The sequence below is a fragment of the Burkholderia sp. S-53 genome, assembly GCF_025560745.1.
Taxonomy (GTDB): Bacteria; Pseudomonadota; Gammaproteobacteria; order Burkholderiales; family Burkholderiaceae; genus Burkholderia; species Burkholderia pyrrocinia.
The window spans coordinates 1,885,975-1,911,129 of record NZ_CP090483.1; the positions used below are offsets into that span (position 1 = coordinate 1,885,975).

The window sequence follows — 25,155 nt, forward strand, 5'->3', positions numbered from 1 at the left end:
TCCGGGCCAAGGCCGACGATTTGCGTTCGGTGTTGCGCGCGCAGCCGAGCCGCAGTCAATCACAAGGACATTGCTGAATGAATCACCGTATTCGAGCGGGCATGTTCGGCCTGGCGGCTTTGGCGGCCGCTTTGCTGGCGGTATCCGCCGCGCACGCCGCCGGCGAAGCGAACGAAGCCCGCGCGGTGCCGTTCGTCGAGGTCGCGAAAGCCGCCGTGCCCGATCGCGACTGGCAGCCCAGGGTCTGCCAACTGGTTTCGGCGTCGTGCGGGTCGGCAGGCGAGCCAAGCGACGCAAGCAAAGCGCCGTCGCTGTACCGGATCAAGAACGACGCGCCCGGCCATTACTACGCGATCCTGCCCGGCCCGCAGTTGCTGAAGGTGAGCTTCGCGTCCGCCACCGGCTGGAAAGTCCTGCAGCAGTGGGATTTCTCCGACTACCAGCCCGCCGACCGCGTCGACGGCGATGGCGAGGCGCCACCGCTCGGGATCTACCCCGCGCTGTACCCGCTGGGCGGCGAGCGCTTCGCGGTTGCGGTACTGGCCGGATGGTCCGAAAGCTATTCGGGCGGCGGCGGAAGCTGGGAAAATGCCGACTTCGTCGAACTGCGGCCGAATGGCGGGCATGCCGGAACACCACGGATCTCGAAGCTGCCATTCAGTTGCGACAAGCAGATTCGCGCCTGCTTTTCCGAACGGGAGTACCAGCACGCCCCGCATTGCAGCGAAGACTTCGACGGCGCGTTGCGGCTACGCTTCGTGCCCGGCGCGCGTGCCGGCCAGCTCGACTGGATCGCAACCTGGAAAGAGACGCATTGGCCGGGGCTGAAACCGAAAAGCGCGACCGAGCACACGTCGGTTTCCGTGCCGTTGCCGGCCGGGCAGGATCCCGTTGCCGCCGGCAAGGCGCTGCGCGACAAGGTGTCGTTCTGCGAGCCGGTCAACTGAGCGGCAGTCGCAGACGAACGGCAATGGCCGTGTTCCGCGGGCGGCGCTAGGCCCGCGCAACCTGCCGCGCGAGCCGCGGCGCAAAACCTGCCGCCAGCGCGAACAGCACGACGCACAGGCACGCCATCGCGATCCACGCGGGCGTCAGGTCCGCGAGATGCTGGCGCACGACGCCGGCCGCGAACGGGAACAACCCGGCGACCAGGTAGCCGACACCCTGCACGAACCCCGTCAGCGAGGCGGCGTCCGCCGGCGTCGCCGCATGGTCGACCGTGACGATCAGCGACAGCGGGAACAGTGCGCCGATCCCCGCGCCGAGCAGCAGCGCGGCCGGCAGCGCGAGCGCTTCGGGTGCGGCCAGCATCACCAGCAACCCGACGAACAGCGACGCGATCGCCGCATGCAGCGCGGGACGGCGATCGGGCAGGCGGTCGATCGTCGCCGAGATCGTCAGCCCCGCGACGACTTCCGCGAGCGTCACGCCGCCGAGCAGGCTGCCGGCCGCCGTCGGCGACCAGCCGAGCCGCATGTAGTACGGCGGCAGCCACGCGAGCACCAGCGTGTATGCGCCCGTCGCGATCCCGAAGAACAGCGCGAGCCGCCATGCGCGCGGCGAGCGCGACGGCTGCCCAGTCGATGCCGAAGCCGGCCCGGCGGCGAGCGCATCGCCGCCGCGACTGGCCAGCGGCCACGCGAGCGCGGCCACCGCGGCCGGCACCGCCCAGCCCGCGAGCGCGGCGAGCCAGCCCCAGCGCGCCGCGGCGAACGGCGCGACGACGCTCGCGAGCACCGCACCGCCCATGATCGACGTCGAATAGACGCCCATCGCGCCGCCGACGCGCGTCGCGAAATGCGCCTTCACGAAACCGGGCAGCAGCGCCTGCACCATCGCGATCCCGACACCCGCGCAGCAGGCGCTCGCGAGCAGCAGCCACGCGTGCTGCGCGCCGATGCGCGACACGCAGGCCAGCCCGATCAGCGCGACGCCGAGCCAGACGCCGCCCGCGATGCCCGTCACGCGCTGCAGGCGCCGAGCACTCAGCGCACCGAGCCCCATCAGCAGGATCGGGATCGTCGTCAGCAGGCTGGCCGCGCCGTCGCCGATGCCGGTCGCGCGCTGGATCATGTCGAGCAACGGGCCGACCGCGGCGAGCGCCGGCCGCAGGTTCAGCCCGACAAGCACGATGGCGGCGAGCCGCCATCCGGGGGAAGTGAAGCGATTCATCGACAGGCCCTCGGTATCGGCGCACGGCATCCGTCCGGGCGCCGTGCGTTTTCATGTAAAGTATCTCGACATCAAGATAAACGCCGATTTATCTCGACGTCAAGATAACTGGTGAGCCGAGGAGGGTTAATGGATCGAGCCGCGCATGCGCTCGCGCAATGGCGCGCCGAGCGTCCGGATCTCGACGCATCGTCGATGGTCGTGATGGGGCGGCTGCAGGAAGCCGCGCTGGTGATCGCGCGCGACCGCCTCAATCCGCTGTTTGCGCGCTACGGGATGCAGCCGGGCGAATTCGACGTGCTCGCGACATTGCGGCGCGGCGGTGCGCCGTTCGCGCTGACGCCGACGGCGCTGTACGACGCGCTGATGATGTCGTCGGGCGGGATGACCGCGCGCATCGACCGGCTGCAGAAGGCCGGCTGGGTCGAACGCCGGCCGAATCCGGCCGACGGGCGCGGCACGCTCGTCGCGCTGACCGAAACCGGCCGCGCGCTGATCGACGAAGCGGTCGCCGCGCACCTCGACAACCAGCGCGCGCTGCTGGCCGCGCTGTCGGACGCGGAACAGGCGCAGTTGTCGCAATTGCTGGGAAAGTTGCTGGCGGGGCTGGCCAACGGAGCGCCGGAAGTGCCGGAAGGGCCGGGCGGGAAGTAGCGTCGGCAAACAGCGAACGGCGGGCGCGAACGCGCCGAACGGAAGGAAGCGCACCCGCCGCGCAACGCGGCGGGCTGCGCGGATCGCGGGCCGCACACGGCGCGCCCGCGTTGTCGATCAGCTGCGTGCCGGGATAGTGAGACCGCGCGCGACGGCCGGACGTGCGACGAACGCGTCGAGCGCCCGCGCGACGTGCCGGAATTCGCTGAAGCCGACCAGATCGCCCGCTTCGTAGAAGCCGACGAGGTTGCGCACCCACGGGAAGATCGCGATGTCGGCGATCGTGTACGTGTCGCCCATCACCCACTTGCGGTTCGCGAGATGCGCGTCGAGCACGGCGAGCAGGCGCTTCGACTCGTCGACGTAACGGTCGCGCGGACGCTTGTCCTCGTAGTCGCGGCCGGCGAACTTGTGGAAGAAGCCGACCTGGCCGAACATCGGGCCGATGCCGCCCATCTGGAACATCACCCACTGGATCGTCTCGTAGCGGCCGGCGAGATCCTTCGGGATCAACTGGCCGGTCTTGTCCGCGAGATAGATCAGGATCGCGCCCGATTCGAACAGCGGCAGCGGCTTGCCGTCGGGGCCGTTCGGATCGATGATCGCCGGGATCTTGTTGTTCGGGTTCAGCGACAGGAACGCGGGCGACAACTGGTCGTTCGTGTCGAAGCGCACGAGGTGCGGCTCGTACGGCAGGCCGGTTTCCTCGAGCATGATCGACACCTTGACGCCGTTCGGCGTCGGCAGCGAGTACAGCTGGAGACGGTCGGGATGCTGGGCCGGCCACTTTTGCGTGATCGGGAAGGCAGACAGGTCGGGCATGGAGGTTCGCTCGTCGACGAGGTGGGTGATCCGCGCTCCGCCGTGCCGCCGTGCTCGCGCGCGGTCCGCGGCGCGGCGACGGCGCCGGAGCGCGCCGAAAAACGCCCACTGTAGCCGATCCCCGCAATCGATGCAGGCGGCGGCCGGGATCCGCCCCCGAGCGCCGCCACGTCCATGCCGCGTCAGGTCAAACGCATCGTCAGAAGTTGTGCCGCAGCCCGACCATCGCGGCTGTCGTGCCGACGCCCGGCGCGACCGGCTGCCCGTAAACGAGCATCTGGTCCATCGTGCCGCGGTTGTTCACGTGGCCGACCTGCGCATAGACCATCGTCCGCTTCGACAGGCTGTAGTCGGCCGCAAGCACGACCGCCGTCGACCGGTTCTCGGAACGGTTGCGGTCCTTCAGGTAATACACGGCGGAGGTCACCTGCAGCGCCGGTGTGAAGCGATAGCCGACGCCGGCCGACAGCATGTCGAGGTTCACCTTGTCGGCATGCGCGGGATTCCTGCCGTTGCCGTACGACGCTGACACCGAGAAATCGCGGATCGTGTATTTCGCGCCGAAGTACACGAAGCGGTTGTTGTCGACGCCGGTCGGCGCGACGCCAGGCGCCGGATTCGTGTCGTGGCCGTTGTAGTAAAGCGCCGACACGTTCAGCCCGTAGTTCGAGTACTTGAGCACGACCGATTCGCGCGTGCCGCCCTGGAACTGGCCGGCGACGCCGCCCGGCGCGTATTCGAGCGCGATCGACGCGCCCGCGAACGTCGGCGACTGGTAGACGAGCGCATTGCTGTCGTACAGCGCGCCAATGGAACCGTTGGTGCTCGTCCCCGGCCAGCCGGCCGCGGTGTTCAGGCCGAGCCACGCGGTCAGCACGCTGCCGAAGAACTGCGCGTTGCGCACGTCGGTGTCGGCCATCGCATAGATCATCGGCACGATCTGGCGGCCGGCCGTGAACGTGCCGAACGGGCCGGACACGCCGAGCGACGCGACCTGGTTGAAGATCGCGACGGCGCCCGGCGTGTCGCTCAGTTGCAGCTTGCCGGTGCCGCTGTCGAACGAACCCTGCAGCTTGAAGTTGATCTTGTAGCCGCCGCCGATGTCCTCGTTGCCCTTGATGCCCCAGAAGCTCGAATAGATGCCGCCGTCCTTCATGCGGAACACCTTGCCGGTATTCGGCGCGGTCGGGCTGAACGACGCGGCCGACGTGCTCTGGTACAGCAGGCCCGTGTCGATCACGCCGTACAACGTGACGGAGGATTGCGCCTGTGCGAGCGCCGAACAGCCGGCAAGCGCCGCGAGCGCGGCCAGTTTCGTCTTCATGAAGTCTCCAGGATCGTATTGGACCGGACGGGATCGAGCCCGTCCGGGTGAAGCGGGGAAGCATCGGGGCAGGCAGGAAGGCGTGACATGCGACGCCGGTGCGAGCCGTGCGGAAAGACTACGCAACGGCGGGCGGCCGCTCCCCCCCATGCGCGGGGGGCAGGGTTGCGGAGAATCGAAGGGGGTCAGGGCGTGTTCACGCTGACAACGGGCTGGCGAACGTGCCTTTCCGCCCGTCCCTCGAGGGGACTTCCTTTGGGCGCGTACAAGGAGAGAGGACGCGCAATGTCCGCAGCCATTGCAACGACGAACGACGCCGCAATGCAGGCGGAACAGGCCGTTTCAGGTCGGCGTCAAGGCGCGCTTTCGAGCAGCCCGAGCACCAGCGCGCGGCGCACCGCGTGCTTGCGCGAGCTGGCGTCGAGCTTGCCGAACAGGTTCTTCAGGTGCCACTTCACGGTTTCCTCGCCGACGGCGAGCGCGACCGCGATCTCCTTGTTCGACAGGTTGCGCGCGAGCAGTTCGAGAATCGCGCGCTCCTTCGGCGTCAGCACGACGCTCGGCACCGCGCGCGGGCTGGCCGCGCCGCGCGGCGCGGGCGGCACGATGCGCGGCTGCGGCAGCGCGTGCCGCGCCGGGCCGTCGCCGGCGGCCGCCTCGTCGCCGACGCGGCGGGCCCAGTCGGCGACGGCCGGATGCGCGTCGGCGAGCGTGCGCGTGAGCCCGAACATGTCCGCGAGGTTCATCGCCTCGTCGAGCAGCGCGCGGCCGCCGTGCCCCGACTGTTCGAGCGCGAACGCGCTGAGCGCCATGATCTCGATGCGCTCGCGCCCCATGCTCATTTCGCGTGCCAGCACGGCCGCTTCGTCGAGCGCGGCGCTCGCGTCGTCCCAGCGGCGCGCGGCGAGCGCCGCACCCGCATGCGCGGTCGCCTGCAGCAGCACGACGGGGCGCCGCCACAGCGGCCCGTGCGACGGAAACTCGGCCGCCGCGATCGCATCGATGCGCTCGACGAGCGCGTGGCAGGTCGCCTCGCGATAGCGCGCCGCGTGAATCCGCACCTGCTCGGCGAGACTCGCGACCGACAGGCGCGGCAGCCGGCGCGCGACGCCCATCGCGTCGAGCGCCTCGAGCAGGTCGATCGCGCGATGCTCGACGCCGCGCAGCAGCGCGATGCGCGCGGCGGTGCGATAGCCGAGCAGCACGGTGTCGGGCGTGCCCGCGTGTTCGAGCACGTCGAGCCGGTTCGCGAGCAGCGCGGCGGCCTGGTCGACGCGGTCGGCCTCGTACGCGATCGCCGCGCACATCGCCGCGAGCATGCAGGTCAGCGGATGGCGGCGCCCGAGATCGGCTTCCGCACGCGCCAGTGCCGGCGACAGCGCGTCGTCCGCGAGCCGGATCTGGCCTTCGCACAGGTAGCTCAGGCCCGTGATCAGCTCGCCCCAGCGTGCGACGTAGCCGAACCCGGCCGCCGTGTCGCCACGCGGCGCGGCCTGCTGGAAGCGGCGCGCCTGCGCCGGTTCGCCGACGACGATCGCGCGCGCCGACAACCGGTTCGCGTGCATCTGCGCAAGCCACGTCGCCGCGGGCGGCGTGAAGTCGGCCCACGGTTCGAACAGTTCGACGAAGCGATCGATTTCATCGGCGTAATACGCGGCCGCGCTGAGAATCAGCGCGCATTCGTAGCGCATCGCGGCCGGCGTGCCGGGGTCGGCCAGGATGCCCGCGATCTGCCGCTGCGCCTCGACATGGCGCTCGCCGAGCGCCAGCGCCCAGGCGACCGCGACCCGCAGCGTCGGGCGCTTGTCGAGCTCCGCGTCGGGCAGCAGCGCGAGCCAGTCGAGCACGTCGTTGATGCGGCCTTGCTTGATCGCATCCTCGAGGCAACGCTGCGCGAGCGCGTACGCGGTCTCGAACTGGCCGGCCGCATACGCGTGGCGCGCGGCTTCCTCGGTCATCCCGTGCGCGTCGAGCCAGGCAGACGCACGCGCATGCAGCACGCTGCGCTCGGCGTCCGGGCCCGCGGCCAGGCGGTCGCGCAACGTGTCGCGCACGAGCGGATGCAGCCGGCACCAGTCCGTATCGTCCGATGCAATGAACAGCGGCGTGTCGCGCGCGAGCCGCGCGAGCCGGTCGGGCGCATCCGCGTCGTCGAGCAGCGCGGCGCATAGCGACGGATGCAGGCGATCGGCGACGCTGGTGCGCATCAGGAACGCGGTGTCGTCGGCCGACAGGTTCGCAAGCAGCAACTCGACGAGCCGGTCGCGCGTGCCGTCCACGCGCGCGGCGAGCGCGTCGACCGCCTGGCGCGGATCGGCCGAGCGCGCCATCGCGGCCATCGCGAGCTGCAGCCCGAGCGGCCAGCCGTCGACGCGTTCGAACAGCCGCGCGCACGCGTCGGCGTCGACGCGTTGCGCGAAGCGCGCGCCGACCAGCGCGATCGTCTCGTCGAGCGTGAAGCGCAGCCAGTCGGGGCCCGCGAGCGTGCATTGCCCGCCGGCGAGCAGGTCGCCGGCCGCGTGATCGAGCCCGCGCCGCGCCGCGACGACGACATGCAGGTTTTGCGGCGCGTTGTGCAGCACGTAGGTCAGCGCGTCGAGGCCGGCGGCCGGCAGCCGCTCCGCGTCGTCGACGATCAGCAGCGCGTCGATCGACAGTTGCGCAACCTCGGCCAGCCACGCGGTCAGGCCGTCCAGCGCGCGGGCCGCGCCGCCCGGGATCAGGCGCCCGAAGCCGGGCCGCGCGCAACCGGTGCGCACCGCCTGTACGAGCCCCTGCAGCAATCGCGGCGCGTCGTCGCGCTCGTCGGCCGACAGCCACACGACCGCGCCGCCGAGCGCGAGATACTCGCGGCGCCATTGCGCGAGCAGCGACGTCTTGCCGTAGCCGGCCGGCGCCTGCACCAGCGTGACCGGACGGCCGTCGAATGCCGGCGCGGCGAGGCTCAGCCGCGCGCGGGCGAGCAACTGCGCCGGCACGCGCGGCGCGGTCGTCTTCAGGACCAGTTCGGTGGGGGGCGCGTCGGCGCGATCGGGTGGGTGGGCCATCGGGGCTGCAGTCGGAATCCGGCGGTGCCGTGCGGGCCAGCGTCCGGGGTGGGCGTGGGGGGAAGGATCGGTCGAACCGCGTTCGCGCGTCAATCCCCCCCGCGACGAGTGGGGCCGCGCCGGCGCCGCGCCGATAGCATGGGTTCCGATGCATGACGAACACACGAGGAAGGCACCCATGAAGATCAAATCGACCGGCGCGCAGTGCAGCGCGCCGACCGCCGGATAAGCGGAACGGCACGATGTACCGCCATCTGCTCGTGACGGTCGACGGCGCGCCCGGCGGCATCGACGCGATCGGCCATGCGCTCGAACTGGCCCGTGCGGTCGGCGCGCGGGTCACGTTCGTGCTGCCCGGCACCGAACCGGACTCGCGTTTGTCCGGAGCGCGGCTGCCGGAACACGGTGCGAAAGTGGAAGCCGCCGCGCGGGCGCAGGGCTTGTCCCATGCGATCGCGGGGGCCGGCCATCCGGGGGCTGGCAACGCATCGCCCGGCACGCTCGCCGGCGAACTCGGCTGCGACCTGATCGGCGTCGCGGCGCTGCCACACGATGCCGATGCGGCAACCTGCGCGCAGCGGAAGCACCTGCTGGCGACCAGCGGCGTGCCGGTGCTCGTGTGCCCGTCGCCGCGCTCGTCGGCCGAGGCGCGCGTGTTGGCGCGCTGTCTCGATGCACACCGCGCCGTCGGCCGGCTGCTGCAAACGCTGATGGCGTGCGGCGAACGCGCGAACGGGCCACGGCAGCAAGCGGTCGATGCGCGCGGCCAGCTGGCCTCGCTCGCCGCGCTGCAGAACGCGCGTTTCGGCACGGCCGCCGAAGCGCGGCTGTTCGCGGCATTGCGCGCCCGTGCGGAGTGCGTCGCGGCCGAACTGGACGAACTCGACCGCCAGCGGCAGCGCGACGCGCAAGCGCTCGACGCACTGACGCGAATCGCCGGGGACGGGCTGCCGTCCGCCGCGTTCGACACGGCGCTCGCGCGCTATGCACACGGCGCGTTCGAGCAGATGGGGCGGATGGAAGGCGTGATTTTCCCGGCCGCGCGGCGCTACCTGGGCGACGCCGACTGGGCCGAACTGGACGAGCCCCCGGCAGGCAGCGCAGCCGCGACGACGCCGGGCGCGAACGAACCCGACGATGCGCGACGCGCATCCGACTGACACCCTACGGAGAACAAGATGGCACATGCAGTGCGATTCCACGAAACCGGCGGCCCCGACGTACTGCGCTGGGAAGCAGTCGCCGTCGGCGACCCGGGCCCCGGCCAGGTGCGCCTGCGGCACGAGGCGGTCGGCCTGAACTTCGCCGATACCTATTTCCGCAGCGGCCTGTATCCGGTTCCGCTGCCGTCCGGGATCGGCGTCGAGGCAGCAGGCGTGGTCGAGGCCGTCGGCCCCGGCGTGACGAACGTCGCCGCCGGCGATCGCGTGACCTATACGGGCTTCCTGAACACGCTCGGCGCGTACAGCACCGAACGGCTGATCCCGGCCGCGCCGCTGATCCGGCTGCCGGACGGCATCGCGTGCGACACCGCCGCGGCGATGACGATGCGCGGCCTGACGTCGGCCTACCTGCTGCGCCGCATCCACGCGTTCGCGCCGGGCGACACGCTGCTGCTGCATGCGGCCGCGGGCGGCGTCGGGCTGATCGTGTCGCAATGGGCGAAGCTGCTCGGGCTCAAGGTGATCGGCACGGTGTCCAGCGAACACAAGGCCGATATCGCCCGCGCGCACGGCTGCGACCATACGATCGACTACAGCCGCGAGGATGTCGCGCAACGCGTGCGCGAACTGACGGATGGCGCCGGCGTCGACGTCGTGTTCGACAGCGTCGGCAAGGACACCTTCGAAGGCTCGCTCGATTCGCTGAAGCGGCGCGGGCTGATGGTGTGCGTCGGCACCGCGTCGGGCCCGATCCCGCCGTTCGATCCGCAGCGCCTCGCGATGAAGGGCTCGTTGTACCTGACGCGCCCGGCGCTGGCCGACTACATCGCCGATCCGGCCGAGAAGAACGACCTGGCCGGCGAACTGTTCGCGCACGTCGCCGCCGGCCGCATCCGGATCGAGATCAACCAGCGTTATGCGCTGCAGGACGCCGCGCAGGCGCACCGCGATCTCGAATTGCGGCGGACGACCGGTTCGTCGGTGTTCATCGTCTGAGGAGACGCGCATGCGAGTCGAACCCCTGACCTGCGCGATCGGCGCGGAACTGCTGGATGTGAGCCTCGCCGACGCCGTGCACGACGGCGGCCTGTTCGCCGAGATCCGCGCGCAGTTGCTCCGGCATCACGTGCTGTTCCTGCGCGACCAGGACATCACGCGCGCCGAGCACGTCGCGTTCGCGCGGCGCTTCGGCGAACTCGAGGATCATCCGGTCGCCGGCAGCGATCCCGAGCACCCGGGGCTCGTGCGGATCTACAAGTCGCCCGACCAGCCGAACGACCGCTACGAGAATGCGTGGCACAGCGATGCGAGCTGGCGCGTGGCGCCGCCGTTCGGCTGCGTGCTGCGCTGCATCGAGGGTCCGCCGGTTGGCGGCGACACGATGTGGGCGAACATGGTGCTCGCCTACGAAAACCTGCCGGAACACGTTAAGCAGCAGATCGACGGGCTGCGCGCGCGCCACAGCATCGAGGCGAGCTTCGGCGCGGCGATGCCGATCGACAAGCGGCTCGCGCTGAAGGCGCAGTATCCGGACGCCGAGCATCCGGTCGTGCGCACGCATCCGGAAACCGGCGAGAAGGTGCTGTACGTGAATGCGTTCGCGACGCATTTCACGAATTTTCACACGCCCGGGCGCGTGCGTTTCGGGCAGGACGCGAACCCCGGCGCCGGCCAGTTGCTGCACTACCTGATCAGCCAGGCCTATATCCCCGAATATCAGGTGCGCTGGCGCTGGAAGAAAAACAGCGTCGCGATCTGGGACAACCGCAGCACCCAGCATTACGCGGTGATGGATTACCCGTCGTGCGTGCGCAAGATGGAGCGCGCGGGCATCGTCGGCGACGTGCCGTTCTGAGCGCGCCCGCACCGTAACCGATTCACAACACGCAATACGCACCACGCGCCGGGCCCGCCGCCCGGCGCGACGGGATACGCACGCCCGTACGCCCGGAAATAACCGAATACAACGATTCCCACTGGAGGACGACATGCAATTTCTCGACGATTCGCTGCACCCGGAAAACCAGGACAAGGTAGTCATCACGGTCGCGCCGTACGGCCCCGAATGGATGCCCGCCGATTTTCCGGAAGACATTCCGGTGACGATGGACGAGCACGTGCAGAAGGCGGTCGACTGCTACAACGCCGGTGCGACGGTGCTGCACCTGCATGTGCGCGAGCTCGACGGCAAGGGCAGCAAGCGGCTGTCGAAGTTCAACGAGCTGCTCGGCCGGCTGCGCGAAGCCGTGCCCGACATGATCCTGCAGGTGGGCGGCTCGATCTCGTTCGCGCCGGAAGGCGACGGCGCGGAAGCGAAATGGCTGTCCGACGACACGCGGCACATGCTCGCCGAGCTGACGCCGAAGCCCGACCAGGTGACGGTCGCGATCAACACCGTGCAGATGAACATCACCGAGCTGATGAACCGCCAGGACATCGCCGGCACGTCGCTGAACGAAGCCGCGTACTGGGACGCGTACCGCGAGATGACGGTGCCGGCCGGCCCCGGCTGGGTCGACGAACACCTGCGCCGCCTGCAGGCGGCCGGCATCCAGCCGCATTTCCAGCTCACCGGCATGCACGCGCTCGAAACGCTCGAGCGGATCATCCGGCGCGGCGTCTATCGCGGCCCGCTGAACGTCACGTGGGTCGGCATCGGCGGTGGGTTCGACGGCCCGAATCCGTACAACTTCATGGAATTCGTGCGGCGTTGCCCGGACGGCGCGTGCATCACGCTCGAATCGCTGATGAAGAACGTGCTGCCGATCAACACGGTCGCGATGGCGCTGGGCCTGCATCCGCGCTGCGGGATCGAGGACACGATCATCGACCAGAAGGGCAACCGGATGACGTCGGTGCAGCAGGTCGAGCAGTGCGCGCGAATCGCCCGCGAACTCGGCCGCGACATCGCGACCGGCAAGGAAGCGAAGGCGATCTACCGGATCGGCGTGCAGTACGACGGCGTCGACGAAACGCTCGCACGGCTCGGGATGGCGCCGAACCGCCGGCCGGGCCAGGTGAGCGTACCGCTGCGCGCGGCCTGACGCGCCGCGCATCCGGGCGGCCCGCGAGCGCCGCCCGCCGATCGATGTGGCGCGGCACCCACCCCTGCGCATGACGCAGGGCGGACTCCGGTCGACGGAGCGGGGCCGCGCAAGCCGCGCCGGCGCGTTGCCGCACCGGTGCCGGAGGAGACACGCATGTTGATTCATCATGTCGAGCCGTCGCTGCAGGACCTAGCGGCCACCGAGCGGCGCGCGCCCGCGTATGCGTGGCTCGTGTTCGGGCTGACCGTCGGCCTGCTGCTGTCGGACTACATGTCGCGGCAGGTGCTCAACGCCGTGTTTCCGCTGCTCAAGCACGCGTGGCAGTTGTCGGACACGCAGCTCGGTTCGTTGAGCGGCGTCGTCGCGCTGCTGGTCGGCCTGCTGACGTTTCCGCTGTCGGTGCTTGCCGACCGCTTCGGACGCGTGCGCAGCATCGTGCTGATGGCCGCGTTGTGGAGCGTCGCGACGCTCGGCTGCGCGCTGTCGACCAACTACGCCGAAATGCTGGTGGCGCGCGGCCTCGTCGGGCTCGGCGAAGCCGCGTACGGCAGCGTCGGCGTCGCGCTGATCCTCAGCATCTTCCCGGCCAGGCTGCGCGCAACGCTGACCGGCGCGTTCATGGCCGGCGGCGCGTTCGGCTCCGTGTTCGGCATGGCGCTCGGCGGGCTGGTCGGCGCGCATCTCGGCTGGCGCTGGTCGTTCGGCGTAATGGCCGCGCTCGGCATCGTGCTGCTCGTTGCGTATCGCTGCGCGGTGACCGAGCGGCGGCTGGCTGCGTGCCGCGTCGAGCCGTGCCGGCGCGATGCCGATGCGCCGCGCGACCTGCGCGGCAGCGTGCGCGCGCTGATGTCCGGGCTGTTCGCGTCGCGTTCGGTGATCTGCGCGTATCTCGGCAGCGGGCTGCACCTGTTCGTGCCGGGCGCGCTGTTCGCGTGGCTGCCGAGCTACCTGAACCGCTACTACGCGATGGCGCCCGACCGTGCCGCCGTGCTCGCGGCCGGCTTCGTGCTGCTCGCGGGTGTCGGGATGGTCGGCTGCGGCATCGTCACCGACCGTGTCGGCCGCGCCGACGGTTCGCGCAAATGGCTGACCGCGATCGCCTATTGCCTGATCACCGGCGTCTGCCTCGCGGTCGCGTTCCGGCTGCCGCCCGGGCCGCTGCAGCTCGCGCTGATCTGCGCGGGCATGCTGGTCGGCGCGGGCGCGTCCGGCGCATCGGGCGCGATGGTCGCGAACCTGACGCCGGCCGCGATCCACGCGTCGGCATTTGCGACGCTCACGCTCGCCAACAACCTGCTCGGCATGGCGCCGGGCCCGCTGCTGACGGGGTGGGTGGCCGATCGCGCCGGGCTCGTCGGCGCACTGCAATGGATTCCCGTCGTGCCGCTCGCGGCCGCCGTGCTGTTCGCGATCGGACGCGCGAGCTACGCGGCCGATCTCGCGCGCGTCGAACGCGAACGGCGCGCATCTCAACTTTCCTCACCCCTCACGGAGGTTGCATGACCTTGGCGACCACGCCCACCATCCTGATCGTGCCCGGCTTGCGCGATCACGTCGAAGACCATTGGCAGACTCACCTCGAACGGCGCCTGCCGAACGCACGCTCCGTCGCACCGCTGGAAGCCGACAAACTGAGCCGCGCCGCGCGCGTCGCGGCGCTCGACGCGGCGCTGGCCGCGATCGACGGGCCGGTGATTCTCGTCGCGCACAGCGCGGGCGTGATGATCGCCGTGCACTGGGCGCGGCAGGCCACGCGCGCGATCCACGGCGCGCTGCTCGCGGCGCCGGCCGATCTCGATACGCCGATGCCGGCCGGCTATCCGGCGCCCGATGCGATCGACGCGCACGGCTGGACGCCGGTGCCGACCGCGCGGCTGCCGTTCCCGAGCATCGTCGCCGCGAGCCGCAACGATCCGCTCGCGCGCTTCGAGCGTGCCGAGGCGTTCGCGGCGGGGTGGGGTAGCAAGCTCGTCGATCTGGGTGAAGTCGGGCACCTGAACCCGGCGTCCGGGTATGGCGAGTGGGATGACGCGGAACGGTTGATCGGCGAAGTCGTGGCGCTCGGCGAAAGCGCTCTGAAGTGACGGATTGACACGTCGGCATCGTTTGCCCGTGCAGACATCCTGAGGCGGCATCGTTGGATGCTATGATTTTCAGCAGTGTGGCCGCAGATAAGTGGCTGATTACTATTATCTTTTTATCGGAAATCTGTCATGGCGCCCAAACGGAAAACGCTGTACGGAGTCGAGCTGAAACCTCGCACGATCATTCGCCCCACGACGGAGGTCAAGGTCTCGACTGAAAACGAGAAGGGCGATGTGCTGCGCGCAGCACGAAAAGTCATTACCGAACACCGCGACGTGCTGATCGCGCTGAAGGATCGCTGATTTGCTGGATCTCAACTACGTGATCATATCCACGACGAAATCATCCAGGATCTCGGCGGCCTCGGCGGTTTCGCTCATGCCGGCCGCGGCGGTGTCGAGGCTGCGCTGCATCGCGTCGAAAATCATGTTCATTACGCGGGTCTCGACGACGTGTTCGGTATCGCCGCGACCTATGCCGTCGCAATCGCGCGCGGCCATGTGTTCAATGATGCAAACAAACGTACCGGCCTCACTTGCGCCTTGACGTATATGGAGCGGCAAGGCATCTCGATTCCACGCCTTGCCGATCTCGAAGACCTCATGGTCGATGTCGCCGACGGCAGCGTCACGAGCGAGGAACTGGCCGAGTATTTCAGTGCGGTCTGGGAATTGTCCCTGTCCCGTTGAAACCCTGCCTCACGCAACCATTCTCTGCGGCATCGTTCTGATGACCTCGCGCCGATAACCCGTACGGGCTCGATACGTCTTCCGGGTATCAGGTCGGCGTTACATCTCTCTCGCGAAACACGCCGGCCGGGCGTTCCCGACACGCCAGCTTGATTCAGCTCTCGCGTCGACATACGATGTCTTAACACCATCCACCCAACCGGCTGCAACGCACCCTATATCCGTTCAGCCTTTCGAATCACGCTTCTGCAGAAGGGTTTTTGTCAGGGAAAGTCCCGCCCCGCGCGCCGTGGTTTTTTGTTGACCGACATCGTATAACGCCGTCATGATTTCCTGACAAGAAAGGTCCCATCCATCGACCGGAGTGAGGAGACATGAACACAACCACGATCGCGCGCCGTGCCCGCCGGATTGCCGTCGCGCTGGGCTTCACGCTGACGGCCGCGGGGGCCGCCACGGCCGTTGCCGCGCCCGTGTCGCTGAACATCGTCGACGTCGCGGGCAACCTGCAGCTCACGCAGAAGGCCATCGAGGCGTTCAAGGACAAGAACCCGAACCTCGTATCGACCGTCACCTTCACGAATGCGCCGGCGCCGCAGTTGCCGGGCAAGATCAAGGCGATGCAGGCGGCCGGGCGCTCGGACATCGACCTCGTGCTGACCGGCACCGACGCATTGGCCGCCGGCATCGAACAGAACCTGTGGCAGAAACTCCTGCCCGACAACGCGGGCGCGTTCCCCGGCGTGCTCGACCGGTACGCGCCCGGCCCGCGCAAGATGCAGGATCTCGCGCAGGGCTTCGGCCTCGAGGTCACCTACATGCCGGCCGGCCCGCTGCTCGAATACAACCCGGCGAAGGTCAGCGACCCGCCGAAGACGCCCGACCAGTTGCTCGCGTGGTGCAAGGCGCACCCGAACAAGCTGATCTACGCGCGCCCGGCGAACTCGGGCCCCGGCCGCACGTTCCTGATGGGGCTGCCGTACGTGCTCGGCGACAAGAATCCGCAGGACCCGATCAACGGCTGGGACAAGACCTGGGCGTTCCTGAAGGCGTTGAACGACTGCGTCCCGTACTACCCGGGCGGCACGTCGGCCGTGATGAAGGAACTCGGCGAGGGCACGCGCGACATGACCGTGACCGTCACCGGCTGGGACCTCAACCCGCGCGCGCTCGGCATCGTGCCGGCCGAGTTCCGGATCCAGTCGTTCGACAACATGACGTGGGTCAACGACGCGCACTACATGGTGATCCCGAAGGGCGTGCCGAAGGAAAAGCTCGACGTGCTGTTCAAGCTGATGAACTTCCTGCTCGAACCGGCGCAGCAGGCGATGACCTACGACGACGGCTATTTCTATCCGGGCCCGGCGGTGAAAGGCGTGACGCTCGAGATGGCGCCCGCGCACAGCCAGGAGGTGATCCGCAAGTTCGGCCGCCCCGAGTACGCGAAGCTGCTCGCCGATCGTCCGCACGTGCAGCCGCTCAACGCGCAGGCGATGGTCGCCGCGTTCCAGAAGTGGGATCGCGAGATCGGTTCGCGGAAGTCGAAGTGACGCTTGAACCGGCGGGCGCCGCGGCGCCCGCGTCCATGGAGTTCGCGTAATGAAGCACAGTTTCGAACGGCTGCGGCTCGACAGCGTGTGCCGCAGCTTCACCAATGCGGAAGGCGCGCAGGTCGCCGCGCTGGACGGCCTCGACCTCGAGATCCGGCGCGGCGAGTTCATCGCGCTGCTCGGCCCGTCGGGCTGCGGCAAGTCGACCGCGCTGAACTGCATCGCGGGGCTGCAGCCGCTCACGAGCGGCGGCATCTGGCTCGACGACACGCGCATCGACGTGCTGCCGCCCGAGCGCCGCGGCTTCGGGATGGTGTTCCAGAACTACGCGCTGTTTCCGCACATGTCGGTGCTCGACAACGTCGGCTTCGGGCTCAAGATGCGCGGCGTGCCCAAGCAGGAAACGCGGCGCCTCGCGCAACAGGCGCTCGAACTCGTGCAGCTCGTCGGCCACGAGGGCAAGCTGCCCGGGCAGTTGTCGGGCGGGCAGCAGCAGCGCGTCGCGATCGCGCGCGCGATCGTCATCGAGCCGCCGCTCGTGCTGATGGACGAGCCGCTGTCGAACCTCGACACGAAGCTGCGCATCGAGATGCGCGCCGAGATCCGCCGCATCCACACGCAGCTCGAACGCGCGACGATCTACGTGACGCACGACCAGGACGAGGCGCTGTCGATGGCCGACCGCATCGTCGTGATGAAGGAGGGCGTCGTGCAGCAGGTCGCGTCGCCGAAGGACGTCTACACGCGCCCGCACAACCTGCATGTCGCGCGCTTCATGGGCTATCGCAACGTGCTGCCGTTCACGCTCGAAGGGATGGCCGGCGATTACGTCAACGTCACCGCTGGCGGCGTGCGCGTCGCGGGCGTGCCGATGGCCGGCTTCGACGCGAAGGACGTCGTGGTCGCGCTGCGTCCCGACGACATCGAGCGCGCGGACGACGCCGGCGACAACACGTTCGACGCGACGGTCGAAACGGTCGAGTACGGCGGCCGCGATTCGCTGATCCGCGCGGTCGCGCCGTTCGGCCCGATCTGGGCGCGCGTGGCCGGCGAATTCTCGGAAGGCGAACACTTGCGGCTGCGCGTCGCGCCGTCGCGCACGCTCGTCTATCCGGGAGCGCCGGCATGAGCGGCCCGACCGTCGCGCCGTCGCGCCGGGAGGCCGCATGAGCACGCTATCGGCCGGCACGCCGCGCGACGCGAAGGCCTGGCTCGTCACGCCTGCGCTCGCGTTCATCGTCGCGCTGTTCATCTATCCGTTCGCGTACGGCCTCGTGCTGTCGTTCCAGCCGATGAACGGCGGCGGCGCACTCGCGAACTACGTGCAGTTCTTCACCGATACCGCGATGTGGCCGACCGTGCTCGTCACGCTGAAGCTCGCAGTGCCGGCCACGCTGATCAACGTCGGCGTGTCGGTGCCCGTCGCGTTCGCGCTGCGTCGCAATTCGCCGTACCAGAAGTTCGTCACGACGCTGCTGGTGATTCCCGTCACGCTCGGCACGGTGCTCGTCGCCGACGGGATGCTCACGTACTTCGGGCCGAACGGCTGGTTCCCGCAGGCGCTGCAGGGGCTGCACCTGTACTCGGACGAAGTGCGCCTCACGCACAACTACTGGGGCGTGCTGCTGTCGCTGATCGTGTCGGGCTTTCCGTTCGCGTTCCTGCTGATGCTGTCGTACATCAGCGGCATCGACCCGACGCTCGCGCGCGCGGCCGCGACGCTCGGCGCGAACCCGTGGCAGCAGTTCCGGCAGATCTACCTGCCGCTGCTCGTACCGGGGCTCACGATGGCCGCATGCCTGTCGTTCGTGCAGGCGTTCTCGGTGTTCCCGTCGGCCGTGCTGCTCGGCGCGCCGGCCGGGCCGACCCGCGTGATCTCGATCGCGGCGGCCGAGGCCGCGTTCGAGAGCTACGACTATTCGCTCGCGTCGGCGATCGCGATCGTGATGGGCTTCGTGCAGTTGCTGGTGGTCGCGTCGATGCTCGGCGCGCGCCGTTTCTTCTATACGGGGCCGGTGACGGGAGGCAAGGGCTGATGGCGACCGACAATCATGCCGCGCCGGCCTGGCCGCCGAAGCAGGGCGCGCCCGATGCACGGCCCGTCAACGCGAGGCAACCGCAAAAGATGAGAAGCAACCTCGCCGGCCGCGCCTGGAAGGCGCTCGTCTGGGGGCTGATGGCGTTCTTCCTGCTGAACGTGATGCTGCTGATCGCGACCGTCGCGGTGAACTCGATCGCGACACGCTGGTTCGGCACGCCGCTGCCGCAGGGTTTCACGCTGCGCTGGTATGCGAAGGCGTGGGAGGACTTCCAGCTCGCGAGCGTGCTGTGGGTGACCGTCGAGGTCGTCGGCGCGGTCGTGCTGCTGTCGATCGCGCTCGGCGTGCCGGCCGCCTATGCGCTCGCGCGCGTGCAGTTTCGCGGCAAGCGCTTCGCGCTGCTGGTGTTCCTGCTGCCGCTGATGGTGCCGCCCGTCACGTACGGGATCCCGATGGCGACCGTGATGTACAAGGTCGGGCTCGCCGGCACGCTGCCGGGCGTGATCCTCGCGAACCTCGTGCCGGCGCTGCCGTTCGTGATCCTCGTGATGACGCCGTTCATCGAGCAGATCGATCCGAATCTCGAAGCCGCCGCGCGCATCTTCGGCGCGAACACGTGGCGCTATTTCCGCTACGTGCTGCTGCCGCTGCTCGTGCCCGGCATGCTCGCGGCGGGGTTGCTCGTGCTGGTGCGCACGATCGGGATGTTCGAGCTGACGTTCTTCACCGCGGGCCCGAGCACGCAGACGCTCGTCGTCGCGCTGTATTACGCGGTGTTCTCGACCGGCGTGCGCGCGCCGCAGTCGATCGACGCGATGGCGATGATCTATATGGCCATCACGCTCGTATGGGTCGTGATCGCGCTGCAGTTCGTGAGCCCGACGCAGCTCGTCAGCCGCGTGAAGCAGGAGCGGCAGTAGGCGCGGGCGAAGCAGAGGGGCGATCGCGTCCGTGCAATTGGTTACAAATGGATACCGCGAACGACCCGCGGACGTTGCAGACTACGCGGCATACCGGCCCGGCGAACGTGTTCCTGCACGTCGCCGCGCGCCACCCGACGTGTACACCCGACAACGGATATCCATGAAGTTTCAAACGCTGCTGACACTCGGCTGTGCATCGACGCTGCTGGCCGCCTGCAATCTGCTCCACGACGGTCCCGGATCGAGCGACGTCGACGCGGCGGTGCGCCGCGCGCTCGAAGCGGAAAACCACGGCGGCCTGAACGCGCTGTTCGGCCAGCCGCTGCCCGTGTCGGCCGATGTCGTGTCGGCGAAGCCGGACGGCGACTGCAAGAAGCTCGGCGATCGCACGTACTCGTGCGACGTCGTGGTCACGTGGCGCAATGCCGATTACTCGCCGTCGCGTGCGAACCTGACCTTCGTGAAGGCCGCCGACGGCTCGTGGCAGACGTCGGGCGTCGACGCAGCGCTCGCGACGGGCACCGCGAAGTCGCTGATCGACCAGATCGGCAAGGCGTGGCATGGCGACGCGGCCAGCGCAGCGTCGGCGCCGAAGTGACGCGCCGGCGACGGGTTTTTCTCTTCGTTCCGGCGGGCACGGTCTGTCGTTCCTGATGGCCGCACCGTTCCGTTCTTCCTGCCGACGGCACGCCATCGGCGACGGTTGCCCACGCGAGCGTCGCGTCGCCGCCCGGGCATGCGCCGGTCAGCGCCCGCGACCAGGCTGGCCGGACACGGTTGCCGTCTGCGCCGGACGGCCGGACGCGGTCGATGCGCCGGCTTCCGCGCCGATCCCCGACGATTGCGCGACGCGCGCTTCGGCCGCCTGGATATCGTCCGGATACTGGCCTTTCAGCGGTTTGTAGCCCGCGCGTTCGAGCTGGCGCAACTGCGCGACGACTTCGGCGCGCGTGACGGGGCCATTGGCCGCCTGCGCAAACGACACGGCGGGCGCCGCGATTGCGGCGGCGAGGACGAGCAGGGAAAGGGCGGTTTTCATCTTCAGAATCTCCGAAAGGAACAGGGCGGCCGGTGCGGCCAGGTCGCCGCAACCGGTCGACCCATCTTGTTCGACCGGCGCTTAAGCGCGGATTAACGGAGAAAAAGGGCGCGAGCACCCGGTCGGCCATCGGTTGAACGCATCCCCGGTATGCGCGCCGGGTTATAGGGAAAACCCTTATCTCAGGGTATAATCGCCGCCTGAGAGAAAGGTCGAACCATGCCTGAACGTTTCCAAACCCTTGAAAAATTTGTGTTTTCCCTCGTCGTGATGTCCGCGGTCATGTGCTCGGCGTTCCTCGCGTACGAGCGTCACCCCGAGATCAAGATCGCGCTGCACGAAGGCGAAGCGCTGATGCGCGAGAGCGCCAAGTACTCGGTCATCTGCTCGCCGTCCAAGGTCGATCCTTGCGTCGAGATGTCCGCCTACTGAAATCTGCGTCGCGCGTTCGCGCTGCAGCCGGACCGGACGTTTTTCACGACTCGTCCGATTCAGTTTCAGACTGACCCTACAGCGTTGTCGGTCTGGATTCCTTAAAGTAGCGCCCATCAGGAATTCAGAAACCGGCCGCAGGATTGGGCGGATTCACGAACCCGTCGCGTGCCGAGTCGCTGGCGTAAGCAGCCCCCGGATTCAGCCGGCCCCGCTTCGAGCAATCGAGCGGGGCCTTTCTGTTTGCGCGCGTGAATCGATGTGCCGCTGCGGCACGAATCACACCACATGACGCGGCTCGCCGCCGACAAACGCGGCAACGTTGTCGACGAGTTGATCGGCCAGCGCCTGCATGGCCTCGTCGCTTGCCCATGCGACGTGCGGCGTCAGGATGAACGCCGGATGCGACAGGATCGTGTGGAACGGATGCGCGGCCGGCAGCGGCTCCTGCGTGACCACGTCGAACCCCGCGCCCGCGATCTGCCCCGACTGCAATGCGTCGACCAGCGCGCTTTCGTCCACGAGCCCGCCGCGTGCGGTATTGATCAGCAGCGGCCGGCGTGCCATCCGCGCGAACGCGGCCGCATCGATCAGGTGCCGTGTCGCGGGCGTGAGCGGGCAGTGCAGCGTGATCACGTCGCTGTCGCGCAGCAGCGTGTCGAGCGGCGCGTAATCGTCACCTGCCGCATCGCCGTGCGCCGCGAACAGCACGCGCATGTCGAGCGCACGCGCGATGCCGGCCACCGCGCGCCCGAGCACGCCGTCGCCGACGATCCCGAGCGTCGAGCCGGCCAGGTCGCGGATCGGATGGTCGAAAAAGCAGAACTGGCCGCTGTCGAGCCAGCGCCCGGCGCGCACCGCGTCGCGGTAAGCCACGAGGCTGCGGCGCAGCGCGAAGATCAGCGCGAACGTATGCTCGGGCACCGTGCGGACCGCATAGCCGCGAATGTTGCTCACGACGATCCCGCGTGACGCGCACGTGTCGAGGTCGACGATGTCGGTGCCCGTCGCGGCGATCGAGATCATCCGCAGATGGCGCGCAGCGGCGAGTGCCGAAGCGTCGAGCCGCACCTTGTTGGTCACGACGATGTCCGCGTCGCCGATGCGCGCGGCGACCTCATGCGCGGCCGTCCGGTCGAACGTCTGCAACACGTGCGGGAACGGGAACGGCTTCAGCACGGTTTGCGGCGACAGCGTCGCGCGATCGAGAAACACGATCTTCGCGGGAGAGGAAACAGAAAACATGGCGGGTCTCGCTGGCAAGCGCCCGGCGGGCGCGGAACGGCCTCGATTCTGCCGGCGGCGCGCACGGTGTCGTTTGACCGTTGCGCGAGCGCGCTTTCCCGGATGGAAAGGCTGACGCACACCGCGCGGGAACGAACGCAGCGATCGCACCGACGCGCGCCTTTCCGTTTCGGAAAGGCTGGTTGAGCATCGATCGATTTTCGCGGTACGCGAACGCCGTCATGATCGCCGTCATCGAAAACGCAATTTCATCGGAGACAGCCATGACACGCCCCCTGGACGGCATCCGCGTGCTGGAACTCGGCCAACTGATCGCCGGGCCGTTCGCGGGCCGGATGCTCGCCGAATTCGGCGCGGACGTGATCAAGGTCGAGCCGCCCGGCCTCGGCGATCCGCTGCGCAAATGGCGGCTGCTGCACGACGGCACGTCGGTCTGGTGGGCCGCGCAGTCGCGCAACAAGACCTCGCTCACGCTCGACCTGCGTACGCCCGAAGGGCAGGACGTCGTGCGCCGCCTCGTCGCCGAGACCGACGTGCTGATCGAGAACTTCCGGCCCGGCACGCTCGAAGGCTGGGGGCTCGGCTGGGACGCGCTGTCCGCGATCAATCCGGGGCTCGTGATGCTGCGCGTGTCGGGCTTCGGGCAGACCGGCCCGTATCGCGACCGTCCCGGCTTCGGCGTGATCGCCGAGGCGATGGGCGGCCTGCGGCACCTGACCGGCGAGCCCGGCCGCACGCCGGTGCGCGTCGGCATCTCGCTCGGCGATTCGCTGTCGGCGCTGCACGGCGTGATCGGCGTGCTGCTCGCGCTGCGGCATCGCGAGCAGCAGGGCGGCAAGGGCCAGGTCGTCGACGTCGCGCTGTACGAATCGGTGTTCAACATGATGGAAAGCCTGTTGCCCGAATACTCGGCGTTCGGCGCGGTGCGCGAGGCGGCCGGCAGCAGCCTGCCCGGCATCGCGCCGACCAACGCGTACCGCTGCCGCGACGGCAGGTACGCGCTGATCGCCGGCAACGGCGACAGCATCTTCCGGCGGCTGATGGAGCTGATCGGCCGGCCCGATCTCGGCAACGATCCCGCGCTCGCGCACAACGACGGACGCGTCGCGCAGGTCGAGCGCATCGACGCGGCGATCGGCGAGTGGAGCGCGCGTCACGATCTCGACGACGTGCTGGCCGCGCTGAACGACGCACGCATCCCGTCCGGGCGCATCTACGACGTGGCCGACATCGCGGCCGATCCGCATTACCGCGCGCGCGACATGATCGTCGACGCCGCGCTGCCCGACGGCACGCCCGTGCTCGTGCCGGGCATCGTGCCGAAACTCGGCGCGACGCCCGGGCGCATCGAGCGCGCGGCGCCCGCGCTCGGCGCGGATACCGATGCGGTGCTCGAATCGATCGGCATCGATGCCGCGACGCGCGGCGACTGGCGCACGCGCGGCGTGATCTGAACCGGCAACAGGAGACAGGAAGAGACATCATGAGCAAGCCACGCAAACGGCTCTACATCCACGAAGTCGCGACGCGCGACGGTTTCCAGAACGAAGCGGCGTTCGTCGATACCGACGACAAGATCGCGCTCGTCGATGCATTGAGCGCCTGCGGCTACGCGAAGATCGAGGTCACGTCGTTCACGTCGCCGAAGGCGATCCCCGCATTGCGCGACGCGGAAGCCGTGATGCACGGCATCGCGCGCGCACCGGGCGTCGTCTATACGGTGCTCGTGCCGAACGTGCGCGGCGCCGAGCGCGCGCTGTCGTGCAGCGTCGACGAAGTGAACCTCGTGATGTCGACGAGCGAGAGCCACAACAGGGCAAACCTGCGGATGACGCGCGAGCAGTCGTTCGCGCAGCTGCGCGACGTGATCGACGCGGTGCGCGGCACGGGTGTCGCGATCAATGTGTCGCTGTCGACCGCGATGGGCTGCCCGATGGAAGGCGACGTGCCGGCCGAAGCGGTGCTCGCGTGGATGCAGCGCTTCGCGGATCTCGGCGTGCACGGCTTCACGCTGTGCGACACGACGGGCATGGCGTTTCCGTCGCAGGTGCGAGATCTGTCCGGGCGTGCCCGCGAACGCTTCGGTGCGCTGCAGCTCACGCTGCATTTTCACAATACGCGCGGGATGGCGCTCGCGAATACGCTCGCCGCGCTCGACGCCGGTATCGACCGCTTCGACGCGTCGCTCGGCGGGCTCGGCGGCTGCCCGTACGCGCCGGGCGCGACCGGCAACGCGTGTACCGAGGAACTCGTGCACATGCTCGAGCTGGACGGCTACGATACGGGCATCGATCTCGCGGCCGTGCTCGCCGCGTCGGCACGGCTGCCCGCGCTGATCGGGCATGACGTGCCGAGCCAGATCCTGAAGGCCGGGCGCCGCTCGGATCTTCATCCGCCACCGCGCGCCGACGCCGGCGACATGCCCGCGCAACGCGCATTCTCATGAACCGGAAAACAGGAGCGAATTCCATGGCGCTGATCGATCACCTCGACCATCTCGTGCTGACCTGCGTCGATCCCGACAGGACGAAGCATTTCTACACCGAGGTGCTGCAGATGCAGCTCGAAACCTTCGGCGCCGGCCGGCTGGCGTTCCGCTTCGGCAACCAGAAGATCAACCTGCACGTGCGCGGCGCGGAGTTCGAACCGAAAGCGCATGTGCCGGTGCCCGGCGCGCTCGACCTGTGCTTCATCGCGTCGGTGCCGCTCGACGACGTGATCGCGCATCTGAAGCGGGTCGAATGGCCGATCGTCGAAGGGCCCGTCGAACGCACGGGTGCGACGCAGAAGATCCGTTCGGTCTACGTGCGCGACCCCGACCTGAACCTGATCGAGATCTCCGAGTTGATCTGACCGGTGGCAGCCGGCGCGTCTCGCTGCTTCGGCGCATCGATCCGCCCGGTCGCGAAAGCACAGGCACAATG

The 25,155-nt window shown here is 68.9% G+C and carries 25 protein-coding genes; 19 read left to right on the top strand and 6 right to left on the bottom strand.

Annotated elements, in window-relative coordinates; translation table 11 throughout:
• Positions 1-77: 77 nt before the first annotated feature.
• Positions 78-947, top strand: coding sequence for a hypothetical protein (locus LXM88_RS13650; protein WP_262531702.1), 870 nt, complete (start codon positions 78-80; stop codon positions 945-947).
• A 46-nt stretch (positions 948-993) separates the two neighbouring features.
• On the opposite strand, the gene LXM88_RS13655 is transcribed toward LXM88_RS13650, so the two are convergent.
• Entirely contained in the window at positions 994-2,172 is a 1,179-nt protein-coding gene (locus tag LXM88_RS13655; RefSeq protein ID WP_262531703.1) for an MFS transporter, read from the bottom strand.
• A gap of 129 nt (positions 2,173-2,301) precedes the next feature.
• Between LXM88_RS13655 and LXM88_RS13660 the strand changes: the two genes are divergently transcribed.
• Positions 2,302-2,826 carry a MarR family winged helix-turn-helix transcriptional regulator gene (locus LXM88_RS13660; protein WP_262531705.1) on the top strand — a complete coding sequence of 175 codons (525 nt, stop codon included), beginning with the start codon at positions 2,302-2,304 and terminating at the stop codon, positions 2,824-2,826.
• Positions 2,827-2,943: 117 nt separating this feature from the next.
• Here LXM88_RS13660 and LXM88_RS13665 read toward each other — a convergent pair whose 3' ends face one another.
• From LXM88_RS13665 to LXM88_RS13675, 3 genes are all read right to left on the bottom strand, one after another.
• Positions 2,944-3,648 carry a glutathione S-transferase N-terminal domain-containing protein gene (locus tag LXM88_RS13665; RefSeq protein WP_262531706.1) on the bottom strand — a complete coding sequence of 235 codons (705 nt, stop codon included), beginning with the start codon at positions 3,646-3,648 and terminating at the stop codon, positions 2,944-2,946.
• Positions 3,649-3,847: 199 nt separating this feature from the next.
• Entirely contained in the window at positions 3,848-4,972 is a 1,125-nt protein-coding gene (locus tag LXM88_RS13670) for a porin (protein ID WP_262531707.1), read from the bottom strand.
• Between the two features lie 353 nt (positions 4,973-5,325).
• Complete coding sequence (locus LXM88_RS13675; protein ID WP_262531708.1) at positions 5,326-8,019, bottom strand: LuxR C-terminal-related transcriptional regulator; 2,694 nt, start codon at positions 8,017-8,019, stop codon at positions 5,326-5,328.
• Positions 8,020-8,261: 242 nt separating this feature from the next.
• On the opposite strand from LXM88_RS13675, the gene LXM88_RS13680 reads away from it, so the two are divergent.
• The 13 genes from LXM88_RS13680 (at position 8,262) to LXM88_RS13740 (ending at position 20,113) form a co-directional block, all read left to right on the top strand.
• A complete protein-coding gene (locus LXM88_RS13680) occupies positions 8,262-9,179 on the top strand; it encodes a universal stress protein (RefSeq protein WP_262531709.1) in 918 nt (305 codons plus the stop codon).
• Positions 9,180-9,197: 18 nt separating this feature from the next.
• The gene (locus tag LXM88_RS13685; protein WP_262531710.1) at positions 9,198-10,178 is read left to right on the top strand and encodes a quinone oxidoreductase family protein; all 981 of its coding nucleotides are present in this window, start codon (positions 9,198-9,200) and stop codon (positions 10,176-10,178) included.
• A 10-nt stretch (positions 10,179-10,188) separates the two neighbouring features.
• Positions 10,189-11,037, top strand: coding sequence for a TauD/TfdA dioxygenase family protein (locus LXM88_RS13690; protein WP_262531711.1), 849 nt, complete (start codon positions 10,189-10,191; stop codon positions 11,035-11,037).
• A gap of 133 nt (positions 11,038-11,170) precedes the next feature.
• Positions 11,171-12,226 (top strand): 3-keto-5-aminohexanoate cleavage protein, encoded by a 1,056-nt coding sequence (locus tag LXM88_RS13695; protein ID WP_262531712.1) that lies wholly within the window; start codon positions 11,171-11,173, stop codon positions 12,224-12,226.
• 156 nt (positions 12,227-12,382) lie between these two features.
• Complete coding sequence (locus LXM88_RS13700; RefSeq protein WP_262531713.1) at positions 12,383-13,732, top strand: MFS transporter; 1,350 nt, start codon at positions 12,383-12,385, stop codon at positions 13,730-13,732.
• Positions 13,729-14,313, top strand: coding sequence for an RBBP9/YdeN family alpha/beta hydrolase (locus LXM88_RS13705; protein ID WP_262531714.1), 585 nt, complete (start codon positions 13,729-13,731; stop codon positions 14,311-14,313). Before LXM88_RS13700 ends, LXM88_RS13705 begins: the two co-directional genes overlap by 4 nt.
• Before the next feature lie 129 nt (positions 14,314-14,442).
• The gene (locus LXM88_RS13710) at positions 14,443-14,616 is read left to right on the top strand and encodes a hypothetical protein (protein WP_262531715.1); all 174 of its coding nucleotides are present in this window, start codon (positions 14,443-14,445) and stop codon (positions 14,614-14,616) included.
• A gap of 42 nt (positions 14,617-14,658) precedes the next feature.
• Positions 14,659-15,003 (top strand): type II toxin-antitoxin system death-on-curing family toxin, encoded by a 345-nt coding sequence (locus tag LXM88_RS13715; protein WP_262542844.1) that lies wholly within the window; start codon positions 14,659-14,661, stop codon positions 15,001-15,003.
• Positions 15,004-15,377: 374 nt separating this feature from the next.
• Positions 15,378-16,553: an ABC transporter substrate-binding protein gene (locus LXM88_RS13720; RefSeq protein WP_262531716.1), complete on the top strand. Its 1,176-nt coding sequence runs from the start codon at positions 15,378-15,380 to the stop codon at positions 16,551-16,553.
• 49 nt (positions 16,554-16,602) lie between these two features.
• Positions 16,603-17,682 carry an ABC transporter ATP-binding protein gene (locus LXM88_RS13725; RefSeq protein WP_262531717.1) on the top strand — a complete coding sequence of 360 codons (1,080 nt, stop codon included), beginning with the start codon at positions 16,603-16,605 and terminating at the stop codon, positions 17,680-17,682.
• 37 nt (positions 17,683-17,719) lie between these two features.
• Complete coding sequence (locus LXM88_RS13730; RefSeq protein ID WP_262531718.1) at positions 17,720-18,589, top strand: ABC transporter permease; 870 nt, start codon at positions 17,720-17,722, stop codon at positions 18,587-18,589.
• Positions 18,589-19,512, top strand: a complete 924-nt coding sequence (locus LXM88_RS13735; protein ID WP_047900692.1) for an ABC transporter permease — start codon at positions 18,589-18,591, stop codon at positions 19,510-19,512. Before LXM88_RS13730 ends, LXM88_RS13735 begins: the two co-directional genes overlap by 1 nt.
• Before the next feature lie 163 nt (positions 19,513-19,675).
• Positions 19,676-20,113 (top strand): hypothetical protein, encoded by a 438-nt coding sequence (locus tag LXM88_RS13740; protein WP_174418945.1) that lies wholly within the window; start codon positions 19,676-19,678, stop codon positions 20,111-20,113.
• 147 nt (positions 20,114-20,260) lie between these two features.
• Here the strand turns inward: LXM88_RS13740 and LXM88_RS13745 are convergent, their stop codons facing one another.
• Positions 20,261-20,554, bottom strand: coding sequence for a DUF4148 domain-containing protein (locus LXM88_RS13745; RefSeq protein WP_262531720.1), 294 nt, complete (start codon positions 20,552-20,554; stop codon positions 20,261-20,263).
• A gap of 219 nt (positions 20,555-20,773) precedes the next feature.
• Between LXM88_RS13745 and LXM88_RS13750 the strand changes: the two genes are divergently transcribed.
• Positions 20,774-20,986 carry a hypothetical protein gene (locus tag LXM88_RS13750; RefSeq protein WP_047900698.1) on the top strand — a complete coding sequence of 71 codons (213 nt, stop codon included), beginning with the start codon at positions 20,774-20,776 and terminating at the stop codon, positions 20,984-20,986.
• Positions 20,987-21,265: 279 nt separating this feature from the next.
• Here the strand turns inward: LXM88_RS13750 and LXM88_RS13755 are convergent, their stop codons facing one another.
• Entirely contained in the window at positions 21,266-22,231 is a 966-nt protein-coding gene (locus LXM88_RS13755) for a D-2-hydroxyacid dehydrogenase (protein WP_262531723.1), read from the bottom strand.
• A gap of 263 nt (positions 22,232-22,494) precedes the next feature.
• Here LXM88_RS13755 and LXM88_RS13760 point away from each other — a divergent pair, with 263 nt between their 5' ends.
• Genes LXM88_RS13760 through LXM88_RS13770 form a run of 3 tightly spaced genes read left to right on the top strand, consistent with a single transcriptional unit; the run spans position 22,495 to position 25,084 of the window.
• Positions 22,495-23,685 (top strand): CaiB/BaiF CoA transferase family protein, encoded by a 1,191-nt coding sequence (locus LXM88_RS13760; protein WP_262531725.1) that lies wholly within the window; start codon positions 22,495-22,497, stop codon positions 23,683-23,685.
• Positions 23,686-23,714: 29 nt separating this feature from the next.
• On the top strand, positions 23,715-24,677 hold the full coding sequence (locus LXM88_RS13765) for a hydroxymethylglutaryl-CoA lyase (RefSeq protein ID WP_262531726.1): 963 nt from the start codon (positions 23,715-23,717) through the stop codon (positions 24,675-24,677).
• A gap of 23 nt (positions 24,678-24,700) precedes the next feature.
• Positions 24,701-25,084: a VOC family protein gene (locus LXM88_RS13770; protein ID WP_034184203.1), complete on the top strand. Its 384-nt coding sequence runs from the start codon at positions 24,701-24,703 to the stop codon at positions 25,082-25,084.
• Positions 25,085-25,155: the final 71 nt, after the last annotated feature.

Bases quoted from the DNA above. Each gene is read 5' to 3' on its own strand.
- LXM88_RS13650 (WP_262531702.1), top strand. From the start codon at position 78: ATGAATCACCGTATTCGAGCGGGCATGTTCGGCCTGGCGGCTTTGGCG.
- LXM88_RS13655 (WP_262531703.1), bottom strand. From the start codon at position 2,172: ATGAATCGCTTCACTTCCCCCGGATGGCGGCTCGCCGCCATCGTGCTT.
- LXM88_RS13660 (WP_262531705.1), top strand. From the start codon at position 2,302: ATGGATCGAGCCGCGCATGCGCTCGCGCAATGGCGCGCCGAGCGTCCG.
- LXM88_RS13665 (WP_262531706.1), bottom strand. From the start codon at position 3,648: ATGCCCGACCTGTCTGCCTTCCCGATCACGCAAAAGTGGCCGGCCCAG.
- LXM88_RS13670 (WP_262531707.1), bottom strand. From the start codon at position 4,972: ATGAAGACGAAACTGGCCGCGCTCGCGGCGCTTGCCGGCTGTTCGGCG.
- LXM88_RS13675 (WP_262531708.1), bottom strand. From the start codon at position 8,019: ATGGCCCACCCACCCGATCGCGCCGACGCGCCCCCCACCGAACTGGTC.
- LXM88_RS13680 (WP_262531709.1), top strand. From the start codon at position 8,262: ATGTACCGCCATCTGCTCGTGACGGTCGACGGCGCGCCCGGCGGCATC.
- LXM88_RS13685 (WP_262531710.1), top strand. From the start codon at position 9,198: ATGGCACATGCAGTGCGATTCCACGAAACCGGCGGCCCCGACGTACTG.
- LXM88_RS13690 (WP_262531711.1), top strand. From the start codon at position 10,189: ATGCGAGTCGAACCCCTGACCTGCGCGATCGGCGCGGAACTGCTGGAT.
- LXM88_RS13695 (WP_262531712.1), top strand. From the start codon at position 11,171: ATGCAATTTCTCGACGATTCGCTGCACCCGGAAAACCAGGACAAGGTA.
- LXM88_RS13700 (WP_262531713.1), top strand. From the start codon at position 12,383: ATGTTGATTCATCATGTCGAGCCGTCGCTGCAGGACCTAGCGGCCACC.
- LXM88_RS13705 (WP_262531714.1), top strand. From the start codon at position 13,729: ATGACCTTGGCGACCACGCCCACCATCCTGATCGTGCCCGGCTTGCGC.
- LXM88_RS13710 (WP_262531715.1), top strand. From the start codon at position 14,443: ATGGCGCCCAAACGGAAAACGCTGTACGGAGTCGAGCTGAAACCTCGC.
- LXM88_RS13720 (WP_262531716.1), top strand. From the start codon at position 15,378: ATGAACACAACCACGATCGCGCGCCGTGCCCGCCGGATTGCCGTCGCG.
- LXM88_RS13725 (WP_262531717.1), top strand. From the start codon at position 16,603: ATGAAGCACAGTTTCGAACGGCTGCGGCTCGACAGCGTGTGCCGCAGC.
- LXM88_RS13730 (WP_262531718.1), top strand. From the start codon at position 17,720: ATGAGCACGCTATCGGCCGGCACGCCGCGCGACGCGAAGGCCTGGCTC.
- LXM88_RS13735 (WP_047900692.1), top strand. From the start codon at position 18,589: ATGGCGACCGACAATCATGCCGCGCCGGCCTGGCCGCCGAAGCAGGGC.
- LXM88_RS13740 (WP_174418945.1), top strand. From the start codon at position 19,676: ATGAAGTTTCAAACGCTGCTGACACTCGGCTGTGCATCGACGCTGCTG.
- LXM88_RS13745 (WP_262531720.1), bottom strand. From the start codon at position 20,554: ATGAAAACCGCCCTTTCCCTGCTCGTCCTCGCCGCCGCAATCGCGGCG.
- LXM88_RS13750 (WP_047900698.1), top strand. From the start codon at position 20,774: ATGCCTGAACGTTTCCAAACCCTTGAAAAATTTGTGTTTTCCCTCGTC.
- LXM88_RS13755 (WP_262531723.1), bottom strand. From the start codon at position 22,231: ATGTTTTCTGTTTCCTCTCCCGCGAAGATCGTGTTTCTCGATCGCGCG.
- LXM88_RS13760 (WP_262531725.1), top strand. From the start codon at position 22,495: ATGACACGCCCCCTGGACGGCATCCGCGTGCTGGAACTCGGCCAACTG.
- LXM88_RS13765 (WP_262531726.1), top strand. From the start codon at position 23,715: ATGAGCAAGCCACGCAAACGGCTCTACATCCACGAAGTCGCGACGCGC.
- LXM88_RS13770 (WP_034184203.1), top strand. From the start codon at position 24,701: ATGGCGCTGATCGATCACCTCGACCATCTCGTGCTGACCTGCGTCGAT.